The following is a 24371-nucleotide window of genomic DNA, read 5'->3' on the forward strand; positions in this document are numbered from 1 at the left end:
TGAGGTTTCGCAGGTCGCTACGCCGGGGTGGGATTAAATGTTAATACTTGCGGTTAAATGAGTTGTGCATTCTTGTGCTGCGGTTGGCATGATATTTGCTAAATAAATGTTCAAGTTTTTGTGTGGAATGGGAATCAAATTAAGGAGTCACTTATGAATGGATGTTGTGAATCTGTTAAGAAGCAATCTCTGCCTGAAATGTTTGGATCGAATGTGTTCAGTGATGTGGTGATGCGGGCGCGTCTGCCGAAGAATGTCTACAAGAAGCTGCGTTCGACGATCGATGAGGGCAAGGAGCTGGATCCCTCCATTGCCGATGTCGTGGCCAATGCGATGAAGGATTGGGCGATTGAGAAGGGGGCCACGCATTACTGTCATTGGTTCCAGCCGATGACCGGGATCACGGCGGAAAAGCATGACGCGTTCATTTCCCCGACGGCCGACGGGCGGATCATGATGGAATTCAGCGGCAAGGAGCTGACGCAGGGTGAGCCGGATGCCTCCTCCTTCCCCTCGGGCGGCATTCGCGCCACCTTTGAAGCCCGTGGCTACACCGTCTGGGATTGCACCTCCCCGGTCTTTGTCAAGACGGATGGGCTCAACACCACCTTGTTCATTCCCACCTCCTTTGCCTCCTATACCGGCGAGGCGCTGGACAAGAAGACGCCGTTGCTGCGTTCGATGCAGGCCCTGAACAAGCAGGGGATGCGGGTGTTGAAGGCGTTGGGCAATAACACCAGCAAGCGCGTCATCACCACCCTGGGTGGCGAGCAGGAGTATTTCCTGATTGACCGTCAGTTTGTCGAGAAGCGTTCGGACCTCCGGTTTGCCGGCCGCACCCTGTTCGGGGCGCCTCCGCCGAAAGGGCAGGAACTGGAAGACCAGTATTTCGGCGCCATTCATGAGCGGGTCGCCTCGTTCATGGCGGACCTGAATGAGGAACTGTGGAAGATGGGGGTGTCGGCCAAGACGCAGCACAACGAGGTGGCCCCTGCCCAGCACGAACTGGCGCCGGTTTACGCCACGGTCAACATCGGGGTGGATCACAACCAGCTGGCCATGGAGATGATGCAGCGGATTGCCCGCAAGCACGCGTTCGTCTGCGTGTTGCACGAAAAGCCCTTCGCGGGCGTCAATGGCTCCGGCAAGCACAACAACTGGGCGCTCTGCACGGATGACGGCATCAATTTGTTGAATCCCGGCAACACGCCGCATGACAACATGCAGTTCCTGGTGTTCCTGTTCGCCACGATTCGCGCGGTGCACAAGTATGCCGACCTGCTGCGGGCCACGGTGGCCACGCCGGGTAATGACCATCGTCTGGGGGCCAACGAGGCGCCGCCGGCGATTGTGTCGATCTTCCTGGGCGACCAGCTGACGGACATCTACCAGCAGATCAAGAAGGGTGGCGCGAGCCGCTCGAAGCAGGGCGGGAATTTGAAGCTGGGCGTGACCACGCTTCCTTCGATCCCCATGGACACCACCGATCGCAACCGGACCTCGCCCTTTGCCTTTACCGGCAATAAGTTCGAGTTCCGCATGCCGGGGTCGTCGCAGTCCCTGAGCGGGCCGAACTTCGTGCTGAACACGATTGTGGCGGACGCCTTGTCGGAGATGGCGGATGCCCTGCAGGGCGCCAAGAACATCAATGCGAGTGTCCAGACGTTGTTGCAGAAATACGCCAAGGAACACGAGGCGATTATCTTCAACGGTGACAACTACACCGAAGAGTGGAAGAAAGAAGCCGCCAAGCGCGGGCTGCACAACATCCGCAACTGTGTGGATGGCATCAATGTCATGATGGAGAAAGAGAATGCCAAGGTGATGATCAAGCATGGCACCCTCCCCAAAGAGGAAATCCATGCGCGTCATGAAATTCTCCTGGAGCATTACATCAAGACCATCAACATCGAGGCCAAGACGATGTTATCCATGGCGCGGCGTGAAATCCTGCCGTCCCTGATCAGTTATGCGACGGATCTGGCGCACGGCGTGAATGCCGTTGAGGCGGCCGGCGTGGATGCCGTGATTCAGTCGAAATTGCTGCAGGAAGTGAATGACGCGGCCGCCGAGATGGGGCTGTCGATTGATGTCCTGGCGGATCTGCTTGCCGAGGCCGCGAGCGAGCCGGCGGTGGGCAAGAAAGCCGTGGCCTACCGGGACGTCGTGGTTCCGGCCATGGTGGCGTTGCGCAAGGTGTCGGATGGAATTGAACCGGTGGTGGATGCCGAGTATTGGCCGCTGCCGACTTATGCTGACATGTTGTTCTATCGTTGATTCGGTTTCTAAGTTTCAGTATAAGCAATGCCCCGTCGGGACACACCCGGCGGGGTTTTTGTCAAATTTTGCGGAGAGAAAAAGAGGAGTGTACGATGAATGGAATGCCTGTCCCCCAGGGGTTATATGATCCCGCCAATGAACACGACAATTGCGGCGTTGGGTTTCTTGCCAATATTGACGGGGTTCAGTCCCATCGCATCGTCTCCGATAGTATTGAAGTCCTGAAAAACCTGTTGCATCGCGGCGCCGTGGGCGGCGATTTGAGCACGGGTGATGGCGCAGGGGTCTTGCTGCAAATCTCCGATAAGTTTTTCCGCAAAGAGGCGGCCCTGCTGAAATTCACGTTGCCCCCGACGGGGGCCTATGGGGTGGGCATGCTGTTCCTGCCCCAGTCGAAGGCCCGGAGCCAATGCCTGTCGACCATCAAGCAGGTGATCCAGGAGGAAGGGTTGGACTTCATCGGCTGGCGGGATGTTCCCACCGATGGCGGGATCCTGGGGGCCGAGGCGCGTGCGGCGCAACCGTTCGTCATGCAGGTGTTCGTGGGCGGGGGGAAATGGTCCGGACCGGCGCTCGACCGCAAGTTGTATGTGGTCCGCAAGCAGTGTCAGCACCGGGTGGCGGAGGTGATCAGCCCTGAGGAGCGGTTTTACATTCCCAGTTTTTCCTCCCGTACGATTGTGTACAAGGGCCTGCTGATGGGGGGCCAGGTTTCCGGTTTCTACAAGGATTTGAACGATCCGGACATGGAGAGCGCCGTGGCGGTGATTCATCAGCGCTACAGCACCAATACGTTCCCGTCATGGGAGCTATCCCAGCCCTTCCGGTTTCTGGCCCACAATGGTGAAATCAACACGCTGCGCGGGAATATCAACCAGATGCAGGCCCGCGAGAACGGGTTGGCCTCGCCGCTGTTCGGCGATGATATCCGCAAGCTGATCCCGATTATTGACCCCGGGGGAAGTGATTCCGCCTGTCTGGATAATGCGCTGGAGCTGCTGGTCGCCGGGGGCCGTTCGATTTCGCATTCGATGATGATGCTGATTCCGGAAGCGTGGGGGGCGAAATATCCCATTGGCCCGGATCAGAAGGGGTTTTTCGAATACCATGCGGGCTTGATGGAGCCTTGGGACGGTCCGGCCACGGTGGCGTTCACGGACGGCTCGGTCGTCGGGACCCTGCTGGACCGCAATGGTCTGCGTCCGGCGCGGTATACGATCACGAAAGATAATTTTATTGTGATGGCCTCCGAGGCAGGGGTGCTGGATATTCCCGCGGAACGGGTGCTGGAGAAGGGGGCCCTGCGCCCCGGCCAGATGATGCTGGTGGATCTGGCCCGCAAGCGCGTGCTGAAGGACAAGGAGCTCAAAAGCCAGCTGTCCCGTCGTCAGCCCTATCGCCGCTGGGTTGAGGAAAACAAGGTTTCGGTACAGGGCCTGTTTGAGGCCATGGCGCCCATCACTCCGAAAGCCGAGTCGCTGCTCCAGCGGCAACGGTTGTTCGGGTATACGCGTGAAGACGTCCAGATCCTGCTGGAGGCCATGGCCTCCAAGGCGCATGAGGCCGTCGGTTCGATGGGGACGGACACGCCGCTGGCGGTCTTTTCCGAAAAGCCGCAACTGCTCTTTTCGTATTTCAAGCAGCTGTTCGCCCAGATCACCAATCCGCCCATTGATCCGATTCGCGAAGAACTCGTCATGTCATTAATGACGTTCATCGGGAATCCCTCCAACATCCTGCTGGAAACGCCGCAGTATGCCCGCCTGATCAAGTTGCGGCATCCCTTCCTGTCGAATGAGGATCTGGAGCAGATCCGCGGGCTCGGGCTCAAGGACTTCAGTGCCGCCACGATCCCGATCGGGTTTCCGGCGGGCGGTTCCGGCGCGGAGTTGAATGCGGCGTTGGATCAGTTGTGCGTATCCGCGGATGAACGGGTGGCCGACGGCAAGAACCTCCTGATTCTGAGTGACCGGGATTTGGCCGACGGGATGGCGCCCATACCGGTGTTGATGGCGGTGGCGGCCGTCAACCGGCATCTGGTGCGCAGCGGGCGCCGGACCGGAATGGGCCTGATTGTGGAAACCGGTGAAGCCCGTGAGGTGATGCACATGGCCCTGCTGCTCGGCTATGGGGCCACCACGATCAACCCCTACCTGGCGTTTGAAACCATTGCCGATCTCGCGCTCCGGAAAGAGCTGAGTGCGGATATCGGGCCGGCCAAGGCGACGGAAAATTATGTGGGCTCCCTGTGTGAAGGGCTCCGTAAAGTCATGTCGAAGATGGGGATTTCGACCCTGCGAAGTTATCGCAGTGCCCAGGTGTTCGAGGCGGTGGGAATTGACCAGGCGCTGGTCGATCGCTTTTTCACCGGCACGGCCTCCCGGGTGGGCGGCATCGGCCTGCCGGAAATCGCGACCGAGGCGAATGCCCGCTACCACGAGGCGTATTCCGCCCAGACGGCGGCGCTATCCTTTTTGCCGGCCGGTGGCCAGTATCGCTACCGCCGGGATGGCGAGCGGCATCTCTGGTCCCCGGAGGCGATTGCCAACCTCCAGCACGCGACCCGTGCCGGGGATGTGAAACTGTACCGCGAGTATGCCCGGCTGATCAATGACCAGGCGGAGAAGCAGTTCACCCTGCGGGGCATGTTCAAGTTTAAGCCCGGGACCCCGGTGCCTCTGGCGGAAGTCGAGCCGGTGGCCGGGATCATGAAGCGGTTCGTCACCGGTGCCATGTCGTTCGGATCGATCAGCCGCGAAGCCCATGAGTCGATGGCCATCGCCATGAACCGGCTGGGCGGCATGAGTAACAGTGGCGAGGGCGGCGAGGATCCGGCGCGCTATCAGCCGCTTCCCAACGGGGACAGCCGGTGCAGCGCCATCAAGCAGATCGCCAGCGGACGGTTCGGGGTCACCACGGAATTCTGCGTGAATTGCCGCGAGCTCCAGATCAAGATCGCCCAGGGCGCCAAGCCGGGTGAGGGCGGGCAGCTGCCCGGTCACAAGGTGAATGAGGAGATTGCCAAAGTGCGGCACTCGACCCCGGGGGTGACCCTGATCTCGCCGCCGCCGCATCATGACATCTATTCCATTGAGGATATCAAGCAGCTGATCTACGACCTCAAGAACGTCAATCCGGAAGCGCGGGTCTCGGTGAAGCTGGTCTCGGAACTGGGAGTGGGGACGATCGCCGCCGGCGTGGTGAAAGCGCATGCGGATATGGTCCTGATCAGCGGTTACGATGGCGGCACCGGCGCCTCGCCGTTGTCCTCCATCAAGCATGCCGGCGCGCCCTGGGAACTCGGACTGGCCGAGACCCAGCAGACGCTGGTGTTGAATAACCTGCGAGGACAGGTCCGGCTGCAGACAGATGGCCAGATCAAGACCGGGCGTGATGTGGTGGTGGCGGCCTTGCTGGGAGCCGAGGAATATGGCTTTGCGACCACTGCCCTGGTGGTGCTGGGCTGCATCATGATGCGCAAGTGTCATAACAATACCTGTCCGGTAGGCGTGGCGACCCAGGACCCGAAGTTGCGTAAGTTGTTTGCCGGAAGTCCGGATCACCTGGTCAATTTCTTCACCTTCATCGCCAGTGAAGTCCGGGAAATCATGGCGGAACTGGGCTTCCGCACCATTGATGAAATGATCGGCCGCTCGGATTGTCTGGAAATGAACCAGGCGATCACCTTCTGGAAGGCGAAGGGCCTCGACTTTTCGAAGATTCTCTATCGTCCGCCGGGAGACGGACCGGTCCGGTGTGTCGGGAAGCAGGATCACGAGCTGGCCAGTGCGATGGATCTTAAATTGATCCCGAAGGTCAAGGCGGCGATTGAAACCGGGAAGCCGGTCTCGTTGGAAAATCCAATCCGGAACGTGAACCGGACGGTCGGCACGATGATTGCCGGGCTGGTGGCGAAGAAATACGGTCATACCGGGCTGCCGGATGACACGATCACCCTGACCTTCAAGGGCTCGGCCGGACAGAGTTTCGGGGCCTGGTGTGCCAGGGGCATGACCCTCGTGCTGGAAGGGGAGTCCAATGACTTCCTGGGCAAGGGGTTGTCCGGTGGCCGGATCATCGTCAAGCCCTTCCCGGGGGCGACGTACGTGGCGGAGTCGAACATCATTGCCGGGAATGTGCTGCTGTACGGGGCGACCTGTGGAGAAGTTTTCCTGAATGGTGCGGTCGGGGAGCGGTTCGCCATTCGCAACAGTGGCGCGACGGCGGTGGTGGAGGGGATTGGCGATCACGGCTGCGAATATATGACGGGCGGCCGGGTGGTGGTGCTGGGTCATACCGGGGTCAATTTCGGGGCCGGCATGAGCGGGGGACTCGCCTACATTTATGATGAACACCGGATCTTTGATGCCCGCTGTAATTTAGACATGGTGGACTTGGAACTGGTGGTCAGCGCGACGGATAAGGCGGAACTACGGGGCTTGCTGGAGAAGCACCTGCGCTATACCGGGAGCCTGAAAGCCAAACGCATCCTGGAGAACTGGGAAGAACAATTGCCGTATTTCATCAAGGTGTTCCCGATGGAATACCGCCGTGTGATGGGCCAGATGATGAAGGAAGACGAAGCGACCGAACGAGCAGAGGTGATTCATGGGTAAGGTAACCGGGTTTATGGAGTTTGAACGCCACGATCCAGGCTATCGGCCTGTGGCCGAGAGGGTGAAGGACTTCAATGCGGTGGAGCTCAGGCCCACGGACGCCGAGGTGCGGGAGCAGGCGGCCCGGTGTATGGATTGTGGCACGCCGTTCTGTCACTGCAGCGGTTGCCCGGTTGAGAATGTGATTCCGGAATTCAATGAGCATGTCTATCAGGGGCGCTGGAAAGAGGCCCTGGATATCCTGCTGTCGAAAGATAATTTCCCCGAATTCACCGGGCGCATTTGTCCGGCGCCGTGTGAGGGAGCCTGCGTGCTCGGGATCAACAAGGAGCCGGTCTCCATCCGTCAGATTGAGCTGGCGATCATTGAAAAAGGATTTGAACTGGGGTATTTGAAGGCCGCCCCTCCGGCGGTCCGCCGAAAAGAACGGGTGGCCGTGTTGGGGTCCGGACCGGCGGGTCTGGCGATCGCGGACAGCCTGAACCATGCCGGCTACGGGGTCGTCGTCTATGATAGCGATGAGAAGCCGGGCGGCATTTTGAGATACGGGATCCCGGAATTCAAATTGGGCAAGTGGGTGGTGGATCGCCGGATCCAGTTGATGCAGGCGGAGGGCGTGGTGTTTGAAAATCAGGTCAAGGTGGGCGAGGATATTTCCTATCACTACCTTCAGAACCGGTTTGATGCCATCTGTCTGGCCGGCGGGGCCCGTGAAGCCCGTGATATCAAGGCCCCGGGCCGTGACTTGAAGGGGATTCATTTTGCCATGGATTTCCTGGTCCAGCAGAACAAGCGGCTGGGCGGGGAGATCGTCGAGCCGGGCACCGACATCCTGGCGGCCGGGAAAACCGTGTTGGTGATCGGCGGGGGCGATACGGGCTCCGATTGCGTCGGGACCTCCATCCGGCAGGGGGCCAAATCGGTTACCCAGATCGAGATTTTACCCCAGCCGCCGCCGACCCGGTCCCCCGCTACGCCCTGGCCCATGTGGCCGGTGAAGATGCGGACCTCGAGCAGTCATCAGGAAGGCTGTACCCGGCGTTGGTGCGTGGCAACCAAGGAATTCATGGGCCGCGATGGCACCGTGAAGTCCGTGCGCGCGGTGGAGGTGGAGTGGGTGACCCCGGCTGGTGGCGGACGCCCTTCCCTGGTCGAAAAGCCCGGTTCCGAGTTTGTGATTGAGGCTGACCTGATCCTGTTGGCGATGGGCTTTACCGGTCCCGAGCGCAATAAAATCGTGGAGGGACTTGCCATCAAGACCGAACCCAGCGGGGTGATCTGGCGTGACAAGCAGAACATGACCAACCTCCCCGGCATCTTTGTGGCCGGTGATATGACGCAAGGCGCCTCCCTCGTGGTCCGCGCGATCCGGGATGGCCGTCAGGCGGCCGCCGGGGTCATCGCCTATCTTGAGGGACAGGCGATTCGAATGCCTAATCGTAATCTTCTGCCACGGAAAGGATCACGATTATGATTACGATTAAGATGGGAAATCAACCGTAACTCTGTCTCAATGCATCCACATGTAAGAGGGGGAACTATACATGGCATCAGCGCCGTTCAAAGGGGCGAATTTTGCGGCCATATAGACCATGATGGCCATGATTGTGAGCGCCAGAACGACGCCGATCACAGGCCAGAAATCCTCCCCATGAACCCACTGAGTCAGGCGGTCGGCCACCTCATGGCGTGAATCCACGTGATGTGCATGAGCCCACGTTTTCATTGTAATGACAGGATGCATAATGCCCTCCTTTCTTCATCTATCCCTTCGTGATTATTTTCCCTCTTTTCCGCTATTTTGTCTAGGCCGACGTGACGATATGGTATGGTAACCATCGAAATGAGTGAGCCATCTGACAACTTCATGCCGGTCCCTTCACCAGACAATGACGCGGTTTCTCAGCCGCATCGCCGCCGGACGCGCTACCATGGGAAAAATCCGCGTCGGTTTGAGGATAAATACAAGGAGCTGGAGGCGGCGGATCACCCCGGGACGATCAGCAAAATTCTGGCGGCCGGTAAAACCCCTGCGGGCACCCATCGGCCTATCATGGTCACGGAAATCCTGCAGGCCTTGAACCCGAAACCCGGCGAGACCGCCGTGGATGCCACGCTTGGCTATGGGGGCCATTCCCGTGAGATCCTGCCCCTGATTCTGCCCGGCGGACGGCTTATCGGACTGGATGTCGATCCGATCGAGCTGCCGAAAACCGAGGCGCGGTTGCAAGCCCTCGGGTTTGGCGCTGATGCATTTCAGGCCCGCCGCAGCAACTTTGCCGGTCTCTCGAAGCTCCTCACGGCCGAGGGACTTCCCGGCGTCGACCTGATTCTCGCCGACCTGGGTGTCTCCTCGATGCAGATCGACGATCCGGCACGTGGGTTTTCGGTGAAACTTCAAGGTCCACTCGATATGCGGATGAACCCGCGCCGTGGCCAGTCGGCCGCAGAACTGATTCAGGGGATCACCCCCAAACTGCTGGCCCGGTTGCTGGCGGATAACGCCGACGAACCGCATGCCGGAGCCCTGGCCGCCGCCCTGGCAGGAGGCCGTTTCGACACCACCCTATCCCTGGGCAGGGCCATCCGCCAGGCCCTCCCGCCGGCAACGGTCGAAGTGGACCGGGTGAAGTCCATCCGCCGCGTGTTTCAGGCCCTCCGTATCGCCGTGAATGAGGAGCTGGTCGCGCTCGACCAGTTCCTGCGTGTGCTGCCCCAATGCCTCAATCCCGGGGGCCGAGTGGCCATCCTGACCTTCCATTCAGGCGAAGACCGGCGGGTGAAGAAAGCCTTCGAGGCCGGACTGCGTGACGGCCTCTACGTCGCCATCGCCTCCGAGCCGATCCGTGCCGGCGCGACCGAAAGCTTCGCCAATCCTCGCTCAATCTCCGCAAAATTGAGATGGGCGCGGAGGTAGTCGCGCGTTCCAAATGGTTTAGACTGGTGATAAGGGGCAATTCGAAATTAATCTATCATGCTTATATTTGACATTATAAGCCTATATGTCTATTATTAACGACATTATGAAGACCACATTGAGCTTGCCGATGTCATCTCGCAAGGTTTTGCCTCTGCTCGGGGAACATATCAAACTCGCACGGTTACGCCGTCAGTTGAGTGCGTCCGTAGTGGCGGAGCGGGCGGGAATAAGCCGCTCCACGCTCTGGCAGGTGGAGAAGGGGAACGCCCACGTTGCCCTCGGAGCGTATTTCCTCATCCTCTTTACACTCGGGCTTGAGCAGGACCTGTTATTGGTTGCCCAGGACGATGTGCTCGGACGCAAACTTCAGGATGCCAAACTCGTCGTTCGCAAACGCGCGGCGAAGCTCCCAAAGGTGGAGGCCGTGTGAGTGAGTTGCCCCGACAGGTTTGCGTTTATGCCGATTGGGCTGAATTGAGCACTCCGCAGCTGATGGGGCGTCTTTCCATGGATCGGGTTCGCGGCAAAGAAGTGTTTTCGTTCGAATATGACGGGAGTTGGCTGTCGGGCGGGTTGGCACAACAACTTGATCCGGAACTCCAATTGTTCGAGGGGAAGCAGTATCTCCGGGATGCCAGGCAGAACTTCGGTATTTTCCTCGACTCATCTCCGGACCGGTGGGGGCGCCTGCTGATGCGTCGCCGGGAGGCGTGCTATGCGCGGCGCGAGCATCGTGCCGAAAAACGATTGACGGAACTTGATTACCTTCTGGGGGTCTATGACGGACAGCGAATGGGGGCCCTGCGCTTCCGGGAAGGCGTGCAGGCGTGTTACCTGAACAGTGATGAGCGGATGGCGACCCCCCCATGGGCTTCACTCCGGGATTTGGAAAATGCCAGCCTGCGGTTCGAGGAGAGCGATTTGCAGGATAATGAAGAAACGTTGAAGTGGTTGAATCAACTGATTGCTCCGGGGTCATCACTAGGCGGCGCCCGACCTAAAGCGGGTGTGATAGATGACCAGGGCCGTCTCTGGATTGCGAAATTTCCGAGCCGGTACGATGAGGAGGATACCGGGGCTTGGGAACTCGTTCTCCATGAACTTGCCCGAAAGGCGGGACTTCGGGTGCCGGAGACGGCTGTTCTTAAATTTTCAAGCCGGTATCACACATTTCTGTCCCGCCGTTTCGATCGCACGCGGTCAGGCCAGCGAATTCACTTTGCCTCAGCCATGACATTGCTGGGATACACGGATGGGGCAAACGCCGTGACGGGGGTAAGTTACCTGGAACTAGCCGAGTTTGTCATGCGGAACGGGGCGGCTCCTGAAGCCGACCTTGCCGAACTTTGGCGGCGGATCGTTTTCAACATTTGCGTGAGCAATACCGATGATCACTTGCGGAACCATGGGTTTTTGCTCGCGTCCAGAAACGGTTGGATGCTCTCGCCGGCTTATGACATGAATCCAAACCCGCAAGGAGAGGGGTTGACGCTCAATATTACCGAAAATGACAACCGGCTTGATCTCGATCTGGCGTTAGAGGTTGCGGAATCGTTCCACCTGAAGGCTGCCCGGGCGAAAGCCATAATGGATGGGGTTCGCCTCGCGGTCAAGCAGTGGCGGCAAGTGGCCGGTCGTCAAAAAATCTCCAAAGCTGAACAGGAGAAAATGTCTTTGTCTTTCCAATGCGCGTAATTTGCTCAAGCTCTGTTATCAGGCTTGAGCACGGCGCCGACGGAGCGGCGCCCTCCATTGAAATGCCGTGCGCCGTTCCGCGGATGGACCATGAGCTGGGCCTGCTATTGAATTTAGAAAAAGGCGGACGACAAGATGGCTTCAGCTTCATCCGCCCATGAGCGTGAGATCGCCCGGCCTTTCGGGAGCTGGATCATCAGCCGCCGGGAGGCGATTTTGTGGTTCAGGGCGACCGAAGCATAGCGGTCCGTCAGGTGGGTGGGGGCCAGGCGGATAACGGCAATCAGATTATCCAGTAAATCCAGCGGTTCCTCGGATTGCGGGGCCAGGACAAACTGGAAAAGGTTGTCCGGAAGCGCCCGGATGGCCTTTTGGATAAAGTCCGACAGGGAATCCCGTTGCGCGAATAGATTCGCCCCTTGGAAAATATAGGCCCGGCGGTTCCGGGTGCCGGTGAGCGGGCTTTTCCCCGGGACCGTCACGGGGATTAGCTCGGGGAACAGGTCGAGTTTCCTACCCACAAATTGCGGGGTCGGCACGTCTGAGCGGAGTTTGGGGTGCTGCGCGATCAGGGCTTCAATGGTTTGAAACGCCGGGCGATCCATGGTGGAGGTCCGGGTCACGGCATACGGGGGCAGGGGCTGTGCCTCGATCGCCCACTCCTGCTGCCGATCGCGCAATTCGGTGCCGGGTAACAACAGGGTTTGCAGGCATTGAATATTGGCGCCGGGTAACTTCAAGGCCCACTTCACGGATTGCTGAACCTCCTCGACCTGCTGCAGGGGAAGCCCATACATGATGTCCACGGTGACCTTGATCCGGCGCCGGGTCAGGCGGGTGATCCCGGCATCCAGACGTGTCAGGGAGGTGGGGCGGCGGATCGCCTTGAGTACGGCGGCATCCCGGCTTTGGACCCCGACTTCAATATCCACAAAGCGGGCGGCCTCCATGAGGTCGGCCTCCTGGTCGGTCAGGCGTCCGGCATTGAGTTCGGCAAAGAAGGCGAGGGCCCCGGTGCGATTATAGGCCGCCAGTTGGGTCAGGATCTCCCGGAAGCGGGGATGGGCATTGAAGGTCGGATCCACGAAGCGGATTTCACGGGCGCCCATTTGTTGCAGGGCGTCAATGCGCGCCATGATGTCTGCGGGGCTGAGGAATGACATGGAGTGGCGCAGATGCGGGTAGCGGCAGTAGGTGCAGCGCATGGGACAGCCGCGTGAGGTTTCCAGATAGGCCATGCCTTTGGCATCAGGCCGGCAGGCCGCATAGCCGGGCGGGGGGATCTGTTGCGACAGTTCGACGGGGGGGGGCGCGGTTTTACCCCAGCGGTAGCCCTGGGGTGACTTGAGTGCGACCGAGGAGAAGCTGACCCGCTCGCGGGTTCTGAAGGAGCGGAGCAGGGCGGGGAAGACCACCTCGCCTTCGCCCACGGCAATGGCATCGGCAATGGGCTGGTCGAACAGGAAGGGATGGGAATAGGCCGCTTCGGGACCGCCCAGCAGAATGCGGGTATGGGGCCGCCGCTTCCTGATCTCCTGCATCACCCGCAGGGTCCGCTCGATGTTCCACAGATACAGCGTGCAGGCGATGAGGTCGGGTTTCAGATGGAGAATCTGTTTCAGCAGGGCCGCATTGTCATGGGCACCGGCGGAGGCCGGCAGCTGGGCAAATTGATAATGGGCCGCTTCCCCCGCCTGTTCGGCCGCGTATTGAAGATAAGCGGCGGCCAACGGGACATTTTCCGTATCCCCATGAATATCGTTATCCAATTGGGGGAGCTGGAGAAATAAGATTTTCCTGCGTAAGGCCATGGGGGAGGGTTTTAGCATTGGCCCTTGGGAATGGCAAGGCGGGTGGAGCCGGGGGAGCAGTGGTAATGCCGGTGGAAGGCCTTGGAAAACGTAAAGGGATCCGGGTAGCCGAGCCGATAGGCAATCTCCTTGATCAATAAATCGCTGTGACGGAGCAAGTTGTTGGCGGCATCCATGCGTAAGGCGTCCCGGTAGCGGCTGGGGGTGATTCCGTACCGCCGCTTGAAGGCGCGGCTGAGGTGCTCGGCGGAAATTCCGCTACGTTGAGCGACTTCGTCGAGGGAGAGCCTGCCGGCATAGTGGGTATCCAGAAATTCATGGGCGTTGATCTCGGGCGCCTGAGGCCGGGCAGGATGCGGCTGCTGTTGCTCGCTGATGGCTTCTGCCATAAAGGCAAACATCTGGAGAACGCCGAAGTGGATCCGTTGGATGGACGCCGGTTCATGGCTCGAGATGGCTCCGCGAAGTTCCGCCAATATAGGCGGGAGTTTGAGCATGGCGGTTTCAGGAATGGTGAACACGGGTGGAATCGATTCCAGTGGGCGGCCGGTATAATAGGTGAGTAACTCGGCCCAGGGCGGGGGGATCCGCATGGGGTCATAGGTGAGCGTCACCGCGTGGTAGACGGTCGTTCCGGGTTTGAGGGGCAGGAAATGGTGGGTGTCCTTGGGTTCGGAAAGCACGCAGGTTCCGCGGACGGAACGGATGTTCCGGCCATTGACCCGGAACTCATTTTTGCCCTCACAGAAAATGAGCAGATGGTAAACGCGGTGCTGGTGTTCCCGCGCGCGTGAGGGGCCCTGATGTTTTTCAAATAAAATGACGTTGCTTAAGTGGAACCGGCCAGCGGCGGGATGATCCATGCAGGCGGGTGCCGGATGACTTTCCGAGGTCGGGGTAAACCGGGCGTCCAGATACGATGAATCAAATAATGACATGTCAAAATCATATAACGACACAACAATCCATGCAATGAAACGTTTATTGACATGTTAGCGTTCCGGTATTCGAAAAACATTCAGGAGAATACACATGAGCGCATACGAGCTGGCTTCTGCAGAACAAAAGAAACAGGTGGATGATTTATTAGCTGAAACAAAAGCCAATGGATGTTTGGCCCCTGTTGATCTTGAACGATTCTGGATGGATCAGGAGGTGGCCAACCGCAATCCCTTTGGCGCGGACATCCCCCAGGTGCCGTTAGGCGCGATCTGTAACTGGGAATGTGTGTTTGATGAATTGGGCGTGCCGCAGGACTGGTGGCGGTTCCTGTATGCGGATGAAGCCTGGGCGCTTGATTTGAAGCGGCGCTATAATGATCTGTCAGAAAAGATGGTCGGCAAGCGGTTGTTGGACGAGACCCCGGTTGATCCTGCCCGGCAGTGGCCGGAGGTCAAAGAACTTTGGGAAATCTTCGAGGGGCGGAATGTATGGGAAGGCGGGCCGACGGGGTCCTGGTGGTTGCATGAAGCCGCCCACACGCCGGAGGAACTTTCCGCCCTGCTGGATCGCGTGGAGAAACGGCTGGAAGGGTTGCGTGAATTCCTGCTTCCGGCGAACTGGGCTGCGGAGAAACAGCGCTTGAATGGACTGGGGGTCAAGCTGCCGATCTATCGCTGGCAGCGGGGACCATGCACCTTCGCCTGTTCGATCTTCGGAATCGAAAACCTACTCTACCTTTATTATGACGATCCCGCACTGGTACGTCGGTTCAGTGATCTGATTGGCCGTGCGATTCTGGGGCGGGCCCGGATTATTGATGAGGAAGCCGGGTATGATGAGGTCACCGCACCGCATGGCTGGGGGTGGGCGGATGATAATTGCTGTATGTTCAATGCCGAGATGTATGGGGAATTTGCCATGCCGGTCCACCGGGCGGTGATGGGGCGCTATGCACCGAATCCCGGTGATAGTCGCTACCAGCACAGCGATTCGAAAATGGACCACCTGCTGCCCCAGCTTTCAGAACTGAACATGACCGGGGTCAATTTCGGGCCCACGCTGACGGTAAGTGAGATCCGTGAGCACTGTCCAAATGTCGTGATTGACGGACAATTAGGGCCCTTTACGTTCAGCCGGAATGAGGAAGCCAATATGGTGGCTGAATTCCTGCGTGATTTCGCACAGGCCAAAGCCAAGCGGGGACTGAGATTTGGAACCGCAGGCTCGGTCAATAATGGAAGCCGGTTGACCGGCATGCGACTCCTGATGGCGACCATTCAGCGGTATGGCCGGTACTGAACGGGGAAATGAGTGGGGCCCGCGGCCGGGCCCCAGGATATTCAGGCTAAATCTCCTGCCGGACGAGGAGGCCTGACATCTGGTGCCGGTATTGCCGCGGAGTCATCTTCATGATCCGGCGGAACTGGCGGTTGAAGTGTGACAGGGTCTCGTAGCCGCTGGCAAAAGCGATTTCGGCGATGGACTCAGCGGGTTCGCCTAAACGCTGGCAGACCTGGGCGATCCTCGGAATCGCCGTGGTGTAGTGGTGCTAAAACCTGTTTTATTGTTTTAGCAATTGATTTGGCGAAATTCTGATGGAGGGTTTTGGTTCGTCAAAACCACCGGCTGCTACCCCCAGGAGAATGGGGTGAGGGCCGCTCAGAGTGGCAGAGCCGCTTTCCCCAGCTCTGCGATGAATCGGCCGACAGGGACGTCGGCCGCCACCCGGGGAGGGGAGAGGGCCGGGCGGCGCCCTCCTGTTAACGGAAGACTGCGGAGGCTTGGGCCCCATTACTGGGGATCAAATCTTGAAGTTGTGTAAATTGTGTCGGTTGTGATAGATAATGAGAACTGGTTATGTGCGATGGTGGAAGCATTCAGCAAACAGCCGAAGGGATAATACGAGCATGAAGAACATTGCAGTGAGCGACGTTCGGAATTTCGTCTTGATGGGCCATACGGCGAGCGGAAAAACAACACTTGCGGACGCCTTGTTATTCAAGATGGGGGCCAATGACCGGTTGGGTTCCGTGGATCAGGGGTCCAGCCTGGGCGACTATACGGATGAGGAAAAGGCCCGCAAGACCACGATCTACTCCAAGTCCTTTTGCGGCACCTATAAAAGCTCCGATGGCCACAACATGGACATCGTGTTCTGTGACACTCCCGGCTATGCCGATTACTTCGGACAGGTCATCCAGGCCAGCCGGATGGCCGGCGCCGCCCTGATTACCGTCGATGCCCATGCCGGCATTCAGCTCGGTACGATGAAGGCCTGGAAACAGGCCTCCGCGCTCGATATCCCCCGCGCGATTGTGGTGACGGGGCTGGATCGGGAAAATTCCCCGTTTGAAAAAGTCATGGCCGATATCAAGGCCACCTGGGGCGACCGCTGTATCCCCGTGCTCATGCCCTTGCCGGATAACAGCGGGGTGGTGGATGTATTGGCGGCCACCGAGGTGCCCGCTTCGGTCGAGGTGGCCCTGAAGGAAGCCAAGGGCGCGTTGGTCGAAATGGCCGCCGAAACGGATGATACCCTGATCGAGAAATATCTGGCCGGTCAGCCCTTGTCCGCCCGCGAAATTGCCGATGGCCTGCGTCATGCGGTGTTTGATCGCAAGCTGGTTCCGGTATTCGCCTGCATGGCGCTGAAGAATGTTGGGGTGGGTGAACTGCTGGATGGCATCGCCCGTTTCTTCCCGTCACCGGCTGATCGTCCCGTTAAGGATGCCGAGGGCAAGCCCATTGATACGGCGCCCACCGCGCCGTTTGTCGGCTACGTCTGGCGTACCGTGAATGATCCCTTCATCGGTCACATGAGCTTCGTCTATGTCTGCGGGGGAAAGCTCAAGCCCGACATGGATGTCGTGAATGTCACCAAGGACCAGAAGGAACGGATTGTTCAGTTCGTGTCGCTGAATGGCAAAAAGCAGACCCCCATTACAGAAGCGGAGGCCGGTGACATTGTGGCGATCTCAAAATTAAAGGTTACCGCCCTGGGTGATGCCCTGTGTCAGGCCCCGGCGAAGGCCACGTTTGCGCCGTTCACCTTCCCCAATCCGGTGATGTGGGTGGCCGTGACGGCCAAAACCCAGGGGGATGAGGACAAGATCGGGACCGCCCTTCACAAGTTGGCTGAAGATGATCCGACGATTCATGTGGAGCGGCATGCGGATACCCATGAGACCATTCTGGCGGGCATGGGTGATACCCATCTGGCGGTCGCCGTGGAGCGCATGAAGAAGCGCAACAATGTGGATGTGGTCCTGAGCACGCCCAAGGTGGCCTATAAAGAGACGGTAACCGGCCAAGGGGACGGGCACTACAAACATAAGAAGCAGTCCGGCGGCCGGGGCCAATATGGCGAGGTCTACCTGAAGGTCGCCCCGCTGCCCGAGGGGGACGAGCATCTCTTTGTGGATGCGCTGGTGGGGGGCGCGATCCCTCATAATTTTGTGCCGGCCGTGCATAAGGGCGTTCTGGATGGAATGGCAAAGGGCTCCCTGGCGGGGTGTCCGGTGGTGGGGGTCCAATCCACCGTCTATGATGGGTCCTACCATGATGTCGATTCGTCCGAAGTAGCCTTCAAGATTGCCGCCGGCCGGGCGTTCCGTGAGGCGATGAGCAAAGCCCGGCCCGTGCTGCTGGAGCCGATCATGTCGGTCAAGATTACGATTCCCGATCACTTCATGGGCGATATCAACGGGGACATGAGTCACCGGCGGGGTCGCATCGTCGGCATGGAGGCGGGTGAGGGACTTCAGATCATCACTGCGGATATCCCGCAGGCGGAATTATTCAATTATTGTGCCGAGCTACGCAGTATGACGGGAGGGCGGGGTTCCTTTGAGATGGCCTTTGCCCGTTACGATGTGGTCCCGTCCACAGTGGCCCAGAAGATTATTGCGGCGGCGGCCAAAAACAAAGAAGAGGAGCAGGAGTAATCTCCGCTGGTGAATCCGTTTGCTGCATCCATGGCGCGTTGTGAGTTGTGTCCCCGGCAGTGCGGGGTCAACCGGGCGGACGGGCAGCGGGGATATTGCCAGGCGGGCGGAACCGTTGAGGTGTACCGGTACGGGCTGCATCACGGCGAGGAGCCGCCGGTCTCCGGACCCAAGGGATCCGGGACGGTCTTCTTCAGCCGGTGTACGTTGAAGTGTGTGTATTGTCAGAATTATCCCTGGAGCCAGGAGGGGCAGGGGCGTGCGGTTTCGGTTGAAAAATTGGCGGAAATACTGAAGTCGCTGGCGCTGGAGGGGTGTCATAATTGGAATCTGGTGAGCCCGACCCCCTGGCTGCCCTGGATCCATGAAGCATGGAGCCGTGTGGTTGCGGATGGACTCTCGCGGCCAATCGTGTATAACACAAGCGGTTTTGAGAGGGTTGAACAGCTTAAAGCGATGGACGGCTGGGTCAATGTGTACCTGTCGGACCTGAGATATGCGCAGGAGGCATCGGCGAAAGCCGGTTCGGATGGCGCGGGGTATGTCGGGGCATCGCGGGCGGCCTTGCTGGAAATGTGGCGCCAGACCGGCCCGTTGAAATGTGACGGGGCGGGGGTGGCGGAGCGGGGTACGATTTGCCGGATGCTGGTGTTGCCGGGCCGGGCCGAAGAGGCGGTGGCCAATCTGGAATGGCTGGCTGAAGCGGTGGGGACTGGGATCCCCGTGAGCGTGATGGCCCAGTATACGCCGGCATACAAGGCGCTGAATGAGGCGCCCTGGAATCGACGTCCGACGCAGGATGAGTATGGTTTGGTGGTTGAGGCAATGGAGCGGTTGGGGTTTTGTGAAGGCTGGATTCAGGAGTATGAAACCCCGGCGCAGGACAGTTTGGTGGGATTCAAGATGAGTCCGGTTTAACCGGGTTCAAACCAGTATCAGGAAAGAGAGGAATGAGATGAGCGGTCATAGTAAGTGGAAGACAATTCAGCATAAGAAGGGCGCGGCGGATGCCAAGCGTGGTAAGATTTTCAGCAAGATGGCCAAGGAATTGATGGTTGTGGCCAAGGCGGGTGGCGGGAGTCCCGACACCAATACGGCCCTGCGCAACTTGATTATCCGTTGCAAGGCATCCAGTATGCCCAATGAAAACATTGACCGTGCCATCAAGAAGGGCACCGGCGAGCTGGCCTCCGAGGTCATGGAAGATATCACCTACGAAGGCTTTGCCGCAGGCGGCGTCGGCGTGGTGGTCAAGGTCCTGACCGACAACAAGAATCGTGCGGCGGCGGAACTTCGCCACATCTTCTCCAAGAACGGCTCGAGCCTCGCGGCGCCGGGATCCGTCTCCCGTGGCTTCAAGCGGCGCGGCCAGATCTTTGTGGATGCGAAGTCCATCGAAGAAGACAAATTGATGGATATCGTCCTGAATGCCGGTGCGGATGACATGAGCCTGGATGGCGAACAGTACGAGATCCTCACCGATCCCAACGCGTTTCAGGGAGTGTTTGATGCCCTCGAGAAGGCCGGCATCAAGACCGATGATTCAGCGATCCGGCTGGTTCCCGAAACGTACACGGCGGTCAGCGACAAGACGGTCGCTAAAGCGGTGATGAAGTTTGTGGACACGCTCGAAGATAACGATGACGTTCAGGACGTGTATACCAACATGGATCTGGATGACAGCGTTCTGGCGCTGATCTCGGCGGAATAATGCGCGTGCTCGGGATAGATACCTCGTTACGCTCAACAGGCGTGGGCGTGGTGGAGTCCCTTGCCGGCAAAATGATGGCGGTTGAGTACGGTCGGATCCACAACTCCGACCGTCTTTCTTTATCGGAGTGTCTCCGGCGGATTGATGGCGGGATCCGCGAGATCATTGCGCGGACCAAGCCTGAACTGGCCGCGATCGAGGATATTTTCTTTGCCAAAAATGCCCGCACGGCCATGGTGCTGGGTGAGGCGCGGGGTGTGGTGATTGCGGTCTGCGCGACGTCCGGAATTCCGGTCTACGAATATGCACCGCGCCGGGTGAAGCAGTCCGTCACCGGGATTGGTTCCGCCGACAAGCTGCAGGTTCGCAAAATGGCCATGGTGGTGCTCGGGTTGAAAGAGGAGCCGCAGGAGGACGCCGGGGATGCCCTGGCGATCGCCCTGTGCCATTTCAACAGCCGCAACCCGATTGCGGAATTGGCCCCGAAGCCCATCTAGAACCTGATGATAAACGCGAGGGACGTATGATTACATTTCTTGAGGGGATCATTGAGGAGAAGGAGCCGACCCATGTGGTCCTGAATGTCGGCGGGGTGGGGTATGAGGTGGTCATCTCCCTGAGCAGTTATGACCGGCTCCCTGTGTTGGGGGCGACGGTGCGGTTATTGACGCACGACCACATCCGCGAGGACGAACACCGGTTGTTCGGTTTCATGACGGCGGATGAACGCCGGGTCTTCACGTTGTTGCTGGGCGTATCCGGGATTGGGCCCAAGATCGCCCTGTCCGCGCTGAGCGGCATGACGGTCCGGGAAATCAAGGTGGCGATCAAGGATGGCGATGTGAAGCGGCTGAGTTCCATCTCCGGAATCGGTAAAAAAACCGCTGAACGGATGGTGATTGAGTTGCGTGACAAATTCGGCGCTGGCGAGATCCTGGCCGCTTCCGCGACCGGCGGTCTCAACACGGAATCGGATGTAAAGCTGCGCGACGCGGTGCTGGCGTTGATTTCCCTTGGCTACAAGCGGGCCGAAGCCCAGGAGCTCGTATTGGGTGTCATTAAACAGCCCAACATGACCGCCGCCACGGTCGAAGACATCGTTCGCAAGTCCCTGGCGGGGTAGGCCGTCCCGGAATTGATTTCACTGGAGGGCGCCGCTCTGTCGGCGCCGGTATAAAAAAAATAGTGGTTTTGACAGAGCAAAACCCTCCAAAGGGAGAATCAGTATGGCAGAACTCAAAGGATCGAAGACGGAAAAGAATTTGCAGGACGCCTTTGCCGGCGAATCGCAGGCCCGCAACAAGTACTCCTATTTTGCCTCGACGGCGAAGAAGGAAGGTTATGAGCAGATTGCCGCGTTGTTCCTGGAGACCGCCGAACAGGAGAAAACCCATGCCAAGCTGCATTTCAAGGCATTGAGCGGCATTGGGGATACACTGGCGAATTTGAAGGCCGCAGCAGGTGGGGAGCATGAGGAATGGACCGAAATGTACCCCCGCATGGCCAAGGAAGCCCGGGCGGAAGGGTTTGATGAGATTGCCCGCCTTTTCGAGGGAATTGCCAAAATTGAGAAGGAGCATGAGGAGCGTTATCAGGCCCTGTTGAAGAATCTGGAAGAGGGTAAAGTCTTCAAGAAGGACGTCAAGGTCAAGTGGCGTTGCCGCGAATGCGGTTTTGTCTACGAGGGGACCAGCGCCTTGGCCAAGTGCCCGGTGTGCCAGCATCCCCAGGCCTTTTTCGAGATTGCGGCAACCAATTATTGAATGATCTGAATATAAACTGCGTTTCATCCGTCTAAACTATGGAGGCGATTGTATCAGCCGAGCTTCTTGAACGTGCCAGGAAGGGCGATGTGGATGCTTTCCTGGCATTGTTCGAGGAGTCGCGCCCGACCATTCATGCGGTGGCGTGGCGGCTGGTAGGGCCGGATGAGGCGGAAGACATGGTGATGGAAACCTATCTGCGGGCCTGGAAATCGGTTCCAGGCTTCACGGGTCGGTCGTCGGTCCGGACGTGGTTGTGCCGGATTGCGCATAACTGCTCGGTGGATTGGTTGCGGAAGCGACGTCATGTGGTTCAGCCGCTGGAAGCGGAGGACGATGAGGGGGAGAAGGGGCTTCAGTTTGCGGATCCCCGTCAACGTGAACCCTCCGAACTGATGGCGGGCGCTGAGCTTCAGGCGGCTATCAATTCTGCTCTGGAGACCGTGTCGGCCGAACATCGCGCGGTGTTGTTATTGAGATTTTCGGATGGCCTGAGTTACGCCGAGATTGCCGCGGCAACGGGAGTGTCGATCGGGACCGTGATGTCCCGGCTCTTTAATGGGCGGCGCAAACTCCTTAAGGCCTTGGCGGCTCTGGGAATAAAGACAGCAGGAGGATGGATATGAACAAGCGTTCATGGGCGCAAATACAGACCGGCTTGAGAAGCCGGAGGACCCCGCCTCCGCAGAATGATACGGCATCGTTTCAGCAGGATTTCAAGGCGCGTGCCACCCTGATGCGTCAGGACTCCCCGGCGGAAGGCGCGCCTCTTGGGTTCCCGGTTCTGAGTTGGCGGTATATCGCCGCTACGGTGGCGCTGTTCCTCGCGGTTGGCCTTTATTTCTGGCCGGCCTCCTCCGCGTTGGTCACCCAGGTCAAGTCCATGCAAGTCCTGGCCCCGCATAGCGGGGTGATTATCATGACGGATGAGGATAATCCCGGGACGGTGGTTTGGGTGACGGACTTGGAGGCCGGTGAAGGGAGCACATGACCTTTAATCTGAAAATATTTCTATTTCTGGCCCTCATGTGGACCGCAGGGAATGGGCTGGCCGGCTCACTGCTAACCGTCCGGTTGGTGGAAGCCAGTCATGCCGGGCAGGGGATGGGGGTCGGCCTGGGGGACGTGGCGAACCTGCTGCAGAACAATCTCCCTTATAAATCCTTTCAATTGCTGGCAAGCCGCTCCATGGCGCTACCGGCCAACGGTGTGGCTTCATTGAATTCAGGGATTGTTGCCCGCTGTTCCGGGGGGCAGGACAACCTGAGCGTGGTGCTGGAACGGGGTGGAAAGAAAATCATGCAGACCACGGTGGAACTGCGGGATGGAACCCCTTTAATCATCGGGGGGATTTCATCCGCGCAGGGGAAGTTGATTATCGTGCTGCTGGCGAAATAGACGCAGAGGTTTTGACAGAGCAAAACCCTCCATTATTAAATGGAGGCCGCCGCTCTGTCGGCGCCGGTGCATATGGAGCCTGACTTAGAATCCGTACGCGATTTTCAGCTGATCTTCCGTCGGCATTGACGGGTAATATTCACCCCGCGGACCGGCATATTGATTGCCCACCCGACGTAGGGTCACAGGGGTATAGGACCCGTTGGAGTTCTTCACGTTGACGATCGTGGTATTGGCCGCTTCGTTTGCGGCATTCACTTGGGCATTCATATGGCCCATTTGAGTATTCGATTTGTCGGTCTGGTGCCCCATGGCGCCTCCGAGAAGTCCGCCAATCGCCGCTCCGGCAACAGCTCCTTCGCCGTTTCCGAATGCGCCGTGGCTGTTATTACCGATGATACCGCCCGCAATGGCCCCTAAAGCGGCCCCAATGGCGGCCTGATTGAACGTGGACGGATTTTCCTGATATTGCGGGGTGGAGCACCCCATCATCATGAGTCCAGCCACTGCCACGCCTGCCGTTTTGAGAATCATTGTTTTTTTCATATTAATCTCCCAGATGATCGGTTTGTCAGAAATAAACATTACCATGATCGCTTATACCCGTATAGACGGAAGTGTGCCGTTTTTTATTCATCTGGGCGAGGTGGTGTTCGCCGGGTGGGCGGAGAAACCTTGTTTCACGGAGACTGTACGTCTAATATCCCCTCCCTGCACAAGGAGACCGCCGATCGTGGACATTCTGGCACATGCATTGTATGGGGTGACGCTGTTCAGCCGCAGCGGATTGGCTGGCGGCCGTATAGGCTGGTCGGCGCTCCGCCGCTCCTCGCTGCGGGATAGGACCCTCTGGGCGGCCGCTGGGTTCGGAATCCTACCGGATATGACTTCAATCGGGGTTTATTTCAGCCATATGTGGATTCAAGGGGACTCGCCGTCCTTTCAAACGCTGCCATCCTACGTGTTCGTGCTCTACCACTTCTCCCATAGCCTGATTTTCGCCGGCCTCTTCTTGCTTATGCTTCGCATGATGGCCCGCCCACTGTTCATTCCCGCCCTGGCGTGGCCGCTCCACATTCTCATGGACAGTTTCTCGCACGGCTCGGGCCGGTTTCAGACGCCCCTGTTTTTCCCCCTCTCAGACTGGCATTTCAATGGGATGAACTGGTGGCAAAGTCCGGGGCTCATGATGCTCTATTGGGGCCTCCTGCCGATATTGTGGATTGCTATTACGGTATGGCGGCATCAGCGAAATCGTTAGAAATATGGAATGGGTTACAATAAACGATGC

General features: G+C 58.6%; 21 protein-coding genes. 17 read left to right on the forward strand and 4 right to left on the reverse strand.

Going from position 1 to position 24371, the window contains the following annotated elements:
* The first annotated feature begins 153 nt into the window (after nt 1-153).
* The 3 genes from WCS52_11045 (at nt 154) to WCS52_11055 (ending at nt 8370) form a co-directional block, all read left to right on the forward strand.
* Complete coding sequence (locus tag WCS52_11045; GenBank protein MEI6167720.1) at nt 154-2277, forward strand: glutamine synthetase III; 2124 nt, start codon at nt 154-156, stop codon at nt 2275-2277.
* Nucleotides 2278-2372: 95 nt separating this feature from the next.
* The gene (gene gltB, locus WCS52_11050) at nt 2373-6896 is read left to right on the forward strand and encodes a glutamate synthase large subunit (protein ID MEI6167721.1); all 4524 of its coding nucleotides are present in this window, start codon (nt 2373-2375) and stop codon (nt 6894-6896) included.
* Entirely contained in the window at nt 6889-8370 is a 1482-nt protein-coding gene (locus WCS52_11055; protein MEI6167722.1) for a glutamate synthase subunit beta, read from the forward strand. The genes gltB and WCS52_11055 overlap by 8 nt, the downstream gene beginning before the upstream one ends.
* A gap of 36 nt (nt 8371-8406) precedes the next feature.
* Here WCS52_11055 and WCS52_11060 read toward each other — a convergent pair whose 3' ends face one another.
* A complete protein-coding gene (locus WCS52_11060; protein MEI6167723.1) occupies nt 8407-8640 on the reverse strand; it encodes a hypothetical protein in 234 nt (77 codons plus the stop codon).
* Nucleotides 8641-8739: 99 nt separating this feature from the next.
* On the opposite strand from WCS52_11060, the gene rsmH reads away from it, so the two are divergent.
* The 3 genes from rsmH (at nt 8740) to WCS52_11075 (ending at nt 11511) form a co-directional block, all read left to right on the forward strand.
* Nucleotides 8740-9813, forward strand: coding sequence for a 16S rRNA (cytosine(1402)-N(4))-methyltransferase RsmH (gene rsmH, locus WCS52_11065; protein ID MEI6167724.1), 1074 nt, complete (start codon nt 8740-8742; stop codon nt 9811-9813).
* A gap of 106 nt (nt 9814-9919) precedes the next feature.
* A complete protein-coding gene (locus tag WCS52_11070) occupies nt 9920-10246 on the forward strand; it encodes a helix-turn-helix transcriptional regulator (GenBank protein MEI6167725.1) in 327 nt (108 codons plus the stop codon).
* Nucleotides 10243-11511: a HipA domain-containing protein gene (locus tag WCS52_11075; GenBank protein ID MEI6167726.1), complete on the forward strand. Its 1269-nt coding sequence runs from the start codon at nt 10243-10245 to the stop codon at nt 11509-11511. Before WCS52_11070 ends, WCS52_11075 begins: the two co-directional genes overlap by 4 nt.
* Before the next feature lie 113 nt (nt 11512-11624).
* Here WCS52_11075 and WCS52_11080 read toward each other — a convergent pair whose 3' ends face one another.
* Together WCS52_11080 and WCS52_11085 are read right to left on the reverse strand one after the other, a co-directional pair.
* The gene (locus WCS52_11080) at nt 11625-13340 is read right to left on the reverse strand and encodes a B12-binding domain-containing radical SAM protein (GenBank protein MEI6167727.1); all 1716 of its coding nucleotides are present in this window, start codon (nt 13338-13340) and stop codon (nt 11625-11627) included.
* Nucleotides 13334-14260 carry an AraC family transcriptional regulator gene (locus tag WCS52_11085; GenBank protein ID MEI6167728.1) on the reverse strand — a complete coding sequence of 309 codons (927 nt, stop codon included), beginning with the start codon at nt 14258-14260 and terminating at the stop codon, nt 13334-13336. The genes WCS52_11080 and WCS52_11085 overlap by 7 nt, the downstream gene beginning before the upstream one ends.
* 94 nt (nt 14261-14354) lie before the next feature.
* Here WCS52_11085 and WCS52_11090 point away from each other — a divergent pair, with 94 nt between their 5' ends.
* From WCS52_11090 to WCS52_11135, 10 genes are all read left to right on the forward strand, one after another.
* The gene (locus WCS52_11090) at nt 14355-15563 is read left to right on the forward strand and encodes a hypothetical protein (GenBank protein MEI6167729.1); all 1209 of its coding nucleotides are present in this window, start codon (nt 14355-14357) and stop codon (nt 15561-15563) included.
* Between the two features lie 608 nt (nt 15564-16171).
* Entirely contained in the window at nt 16172-18208 is a 2037-nt protein-coding gene (gene fusA, locus WCS52_11095; protein MEI6167730.1) for an elongation factor G, read from the forward strand.
* Nucleotides 18209-18217: 9 nt separating this feature from the next.
* Complete coding sequence (locus WCS52_11100) at nt 18218-19126, forward strand: radical SAM protein (GenBank protein MEI6167731.1); 909 nt, start codon at nt 18218-18220, stop codon at nt 19124-19126.
* A gap of 37 nt (nt 19127-19163) precedes the next feature.
* Complete coding sequence (locus WCS52_11105) at nt 19164-19919, forward strand: YebC/PmpR family DNA-binding transcriptional regulator (GenBank protein ID MEI6167732.1); 756 nt, start codon at nt 19164-19166, stop codon at nt 19917-19919.
* A 5-nt stretch (nt 19920-19924) separates the two neighbouring features.
* On the forward strand, nt 19925-20416 hold the full coding sequence (ruvC, locus tag WCS52_11110) for a crossover junction endodeoxyribonuclease RuvC (GenBank protein MEI6167733.1): 492 nt from the start codon (nt 19925-19927) through the stop codon (nt 20414-20416).
* 26 nt (nt 20417-20442) lie between these two features.
* Nucleotides 20443-21042, forward strand: coding sequence for a Holliday junction branch migration protein RuvA (gene ruvA / locus WCS52_11115; protein ID MEI6167734.1), 600 nt, complete (start codon nt 20443-20445; stop codon nt 21040-21042).
* Between the two features lie 103 nt (nt 21043-21145).
* A complete protein-coding gene (locus WCS52_11120) occupies nt 21146-21682 on the forward strand; it encodes a ferritin family protein (GenBank protein MEI6167735.1) in 537 nt (178 codons plus the stop codon).
* 38 nt (nt 21683-21720) lie between these two features.
* Nucleotides 21721-22308 (forward strand): sigma-70 family RNA polymerase sigma factor, encoded by a 588-nt coding sequence (locus WCS52_11125; GenBank protein ID MEI6167736.1) that lies wholly within the window; start codon nt 21721-21723, stop codon nt 22306-22308.
* Nucleotides 22305-22673: a hypothetical protein gene (locus tag WCS52_11130; GenBank protein MEI6167737.1), complete on the forward strand. Its 369-nt coding sequence runs from the start codon at nt 22305-22307 to the stop codon at nt 22671-22673. The genes WCS52_11125 and WCS52_11130 overlap by 4 nt, the downstream gene beginning before the upstream one ends.
* Entirely contained in the window at nt 22670-23080 is a 411-nt protein-coding gene (locus tag WCS52_11135) for a hypothetical protein (protein MEI6167738.1), read from the forward strand. The genes WCS52_11130 and WCS52_11135 overlap by 4 nt, the downstream gene beginning before the upstream one ends.
* Before the next feature lie 84 nt (nt 23081-23164).
* Here the strand turns inward: WCS52_11135 and WCS52_11140 are convergent, their stop codons facing one another.
* Nucleotides 23165-23626: a glycine zipper domain-containing protein gene (locus WCS52_11140; protein ID MEI6167739.1), complete on the reverse strand. Its 462-nt coding sequence runs from the start codon at nt 23624-23626 to the stop codon at nt 23165-23167.
* Nucleotides 23627-23813: 187 nt separating this feature from the next.
* Here WCS52_11140 and WCS52_11145 point away from each other — a divergent pair, with 187 nt between their 5' ends.
* Complete coding sequence (locus tag WCS52_11145; protein MEI6167740.1) at nt 23814-24341, forward strand: hypothetical protein; 528 nt, start codon at nt 23814-23816, stop codon at nt 24339-24341.
* The last annotated feature ends 30 nt before the right edge of the window (nt 24342-24371 follow it).

It is taken from the genome of bacterium (genome assembly GCA_037128595.1).
Taxonomy (GTDB): domain Bacteria; phylum Verrucomicrobiota; class Kiritimatiellia; order CAIKKV01; family CAITUY01; genus JAABPW01.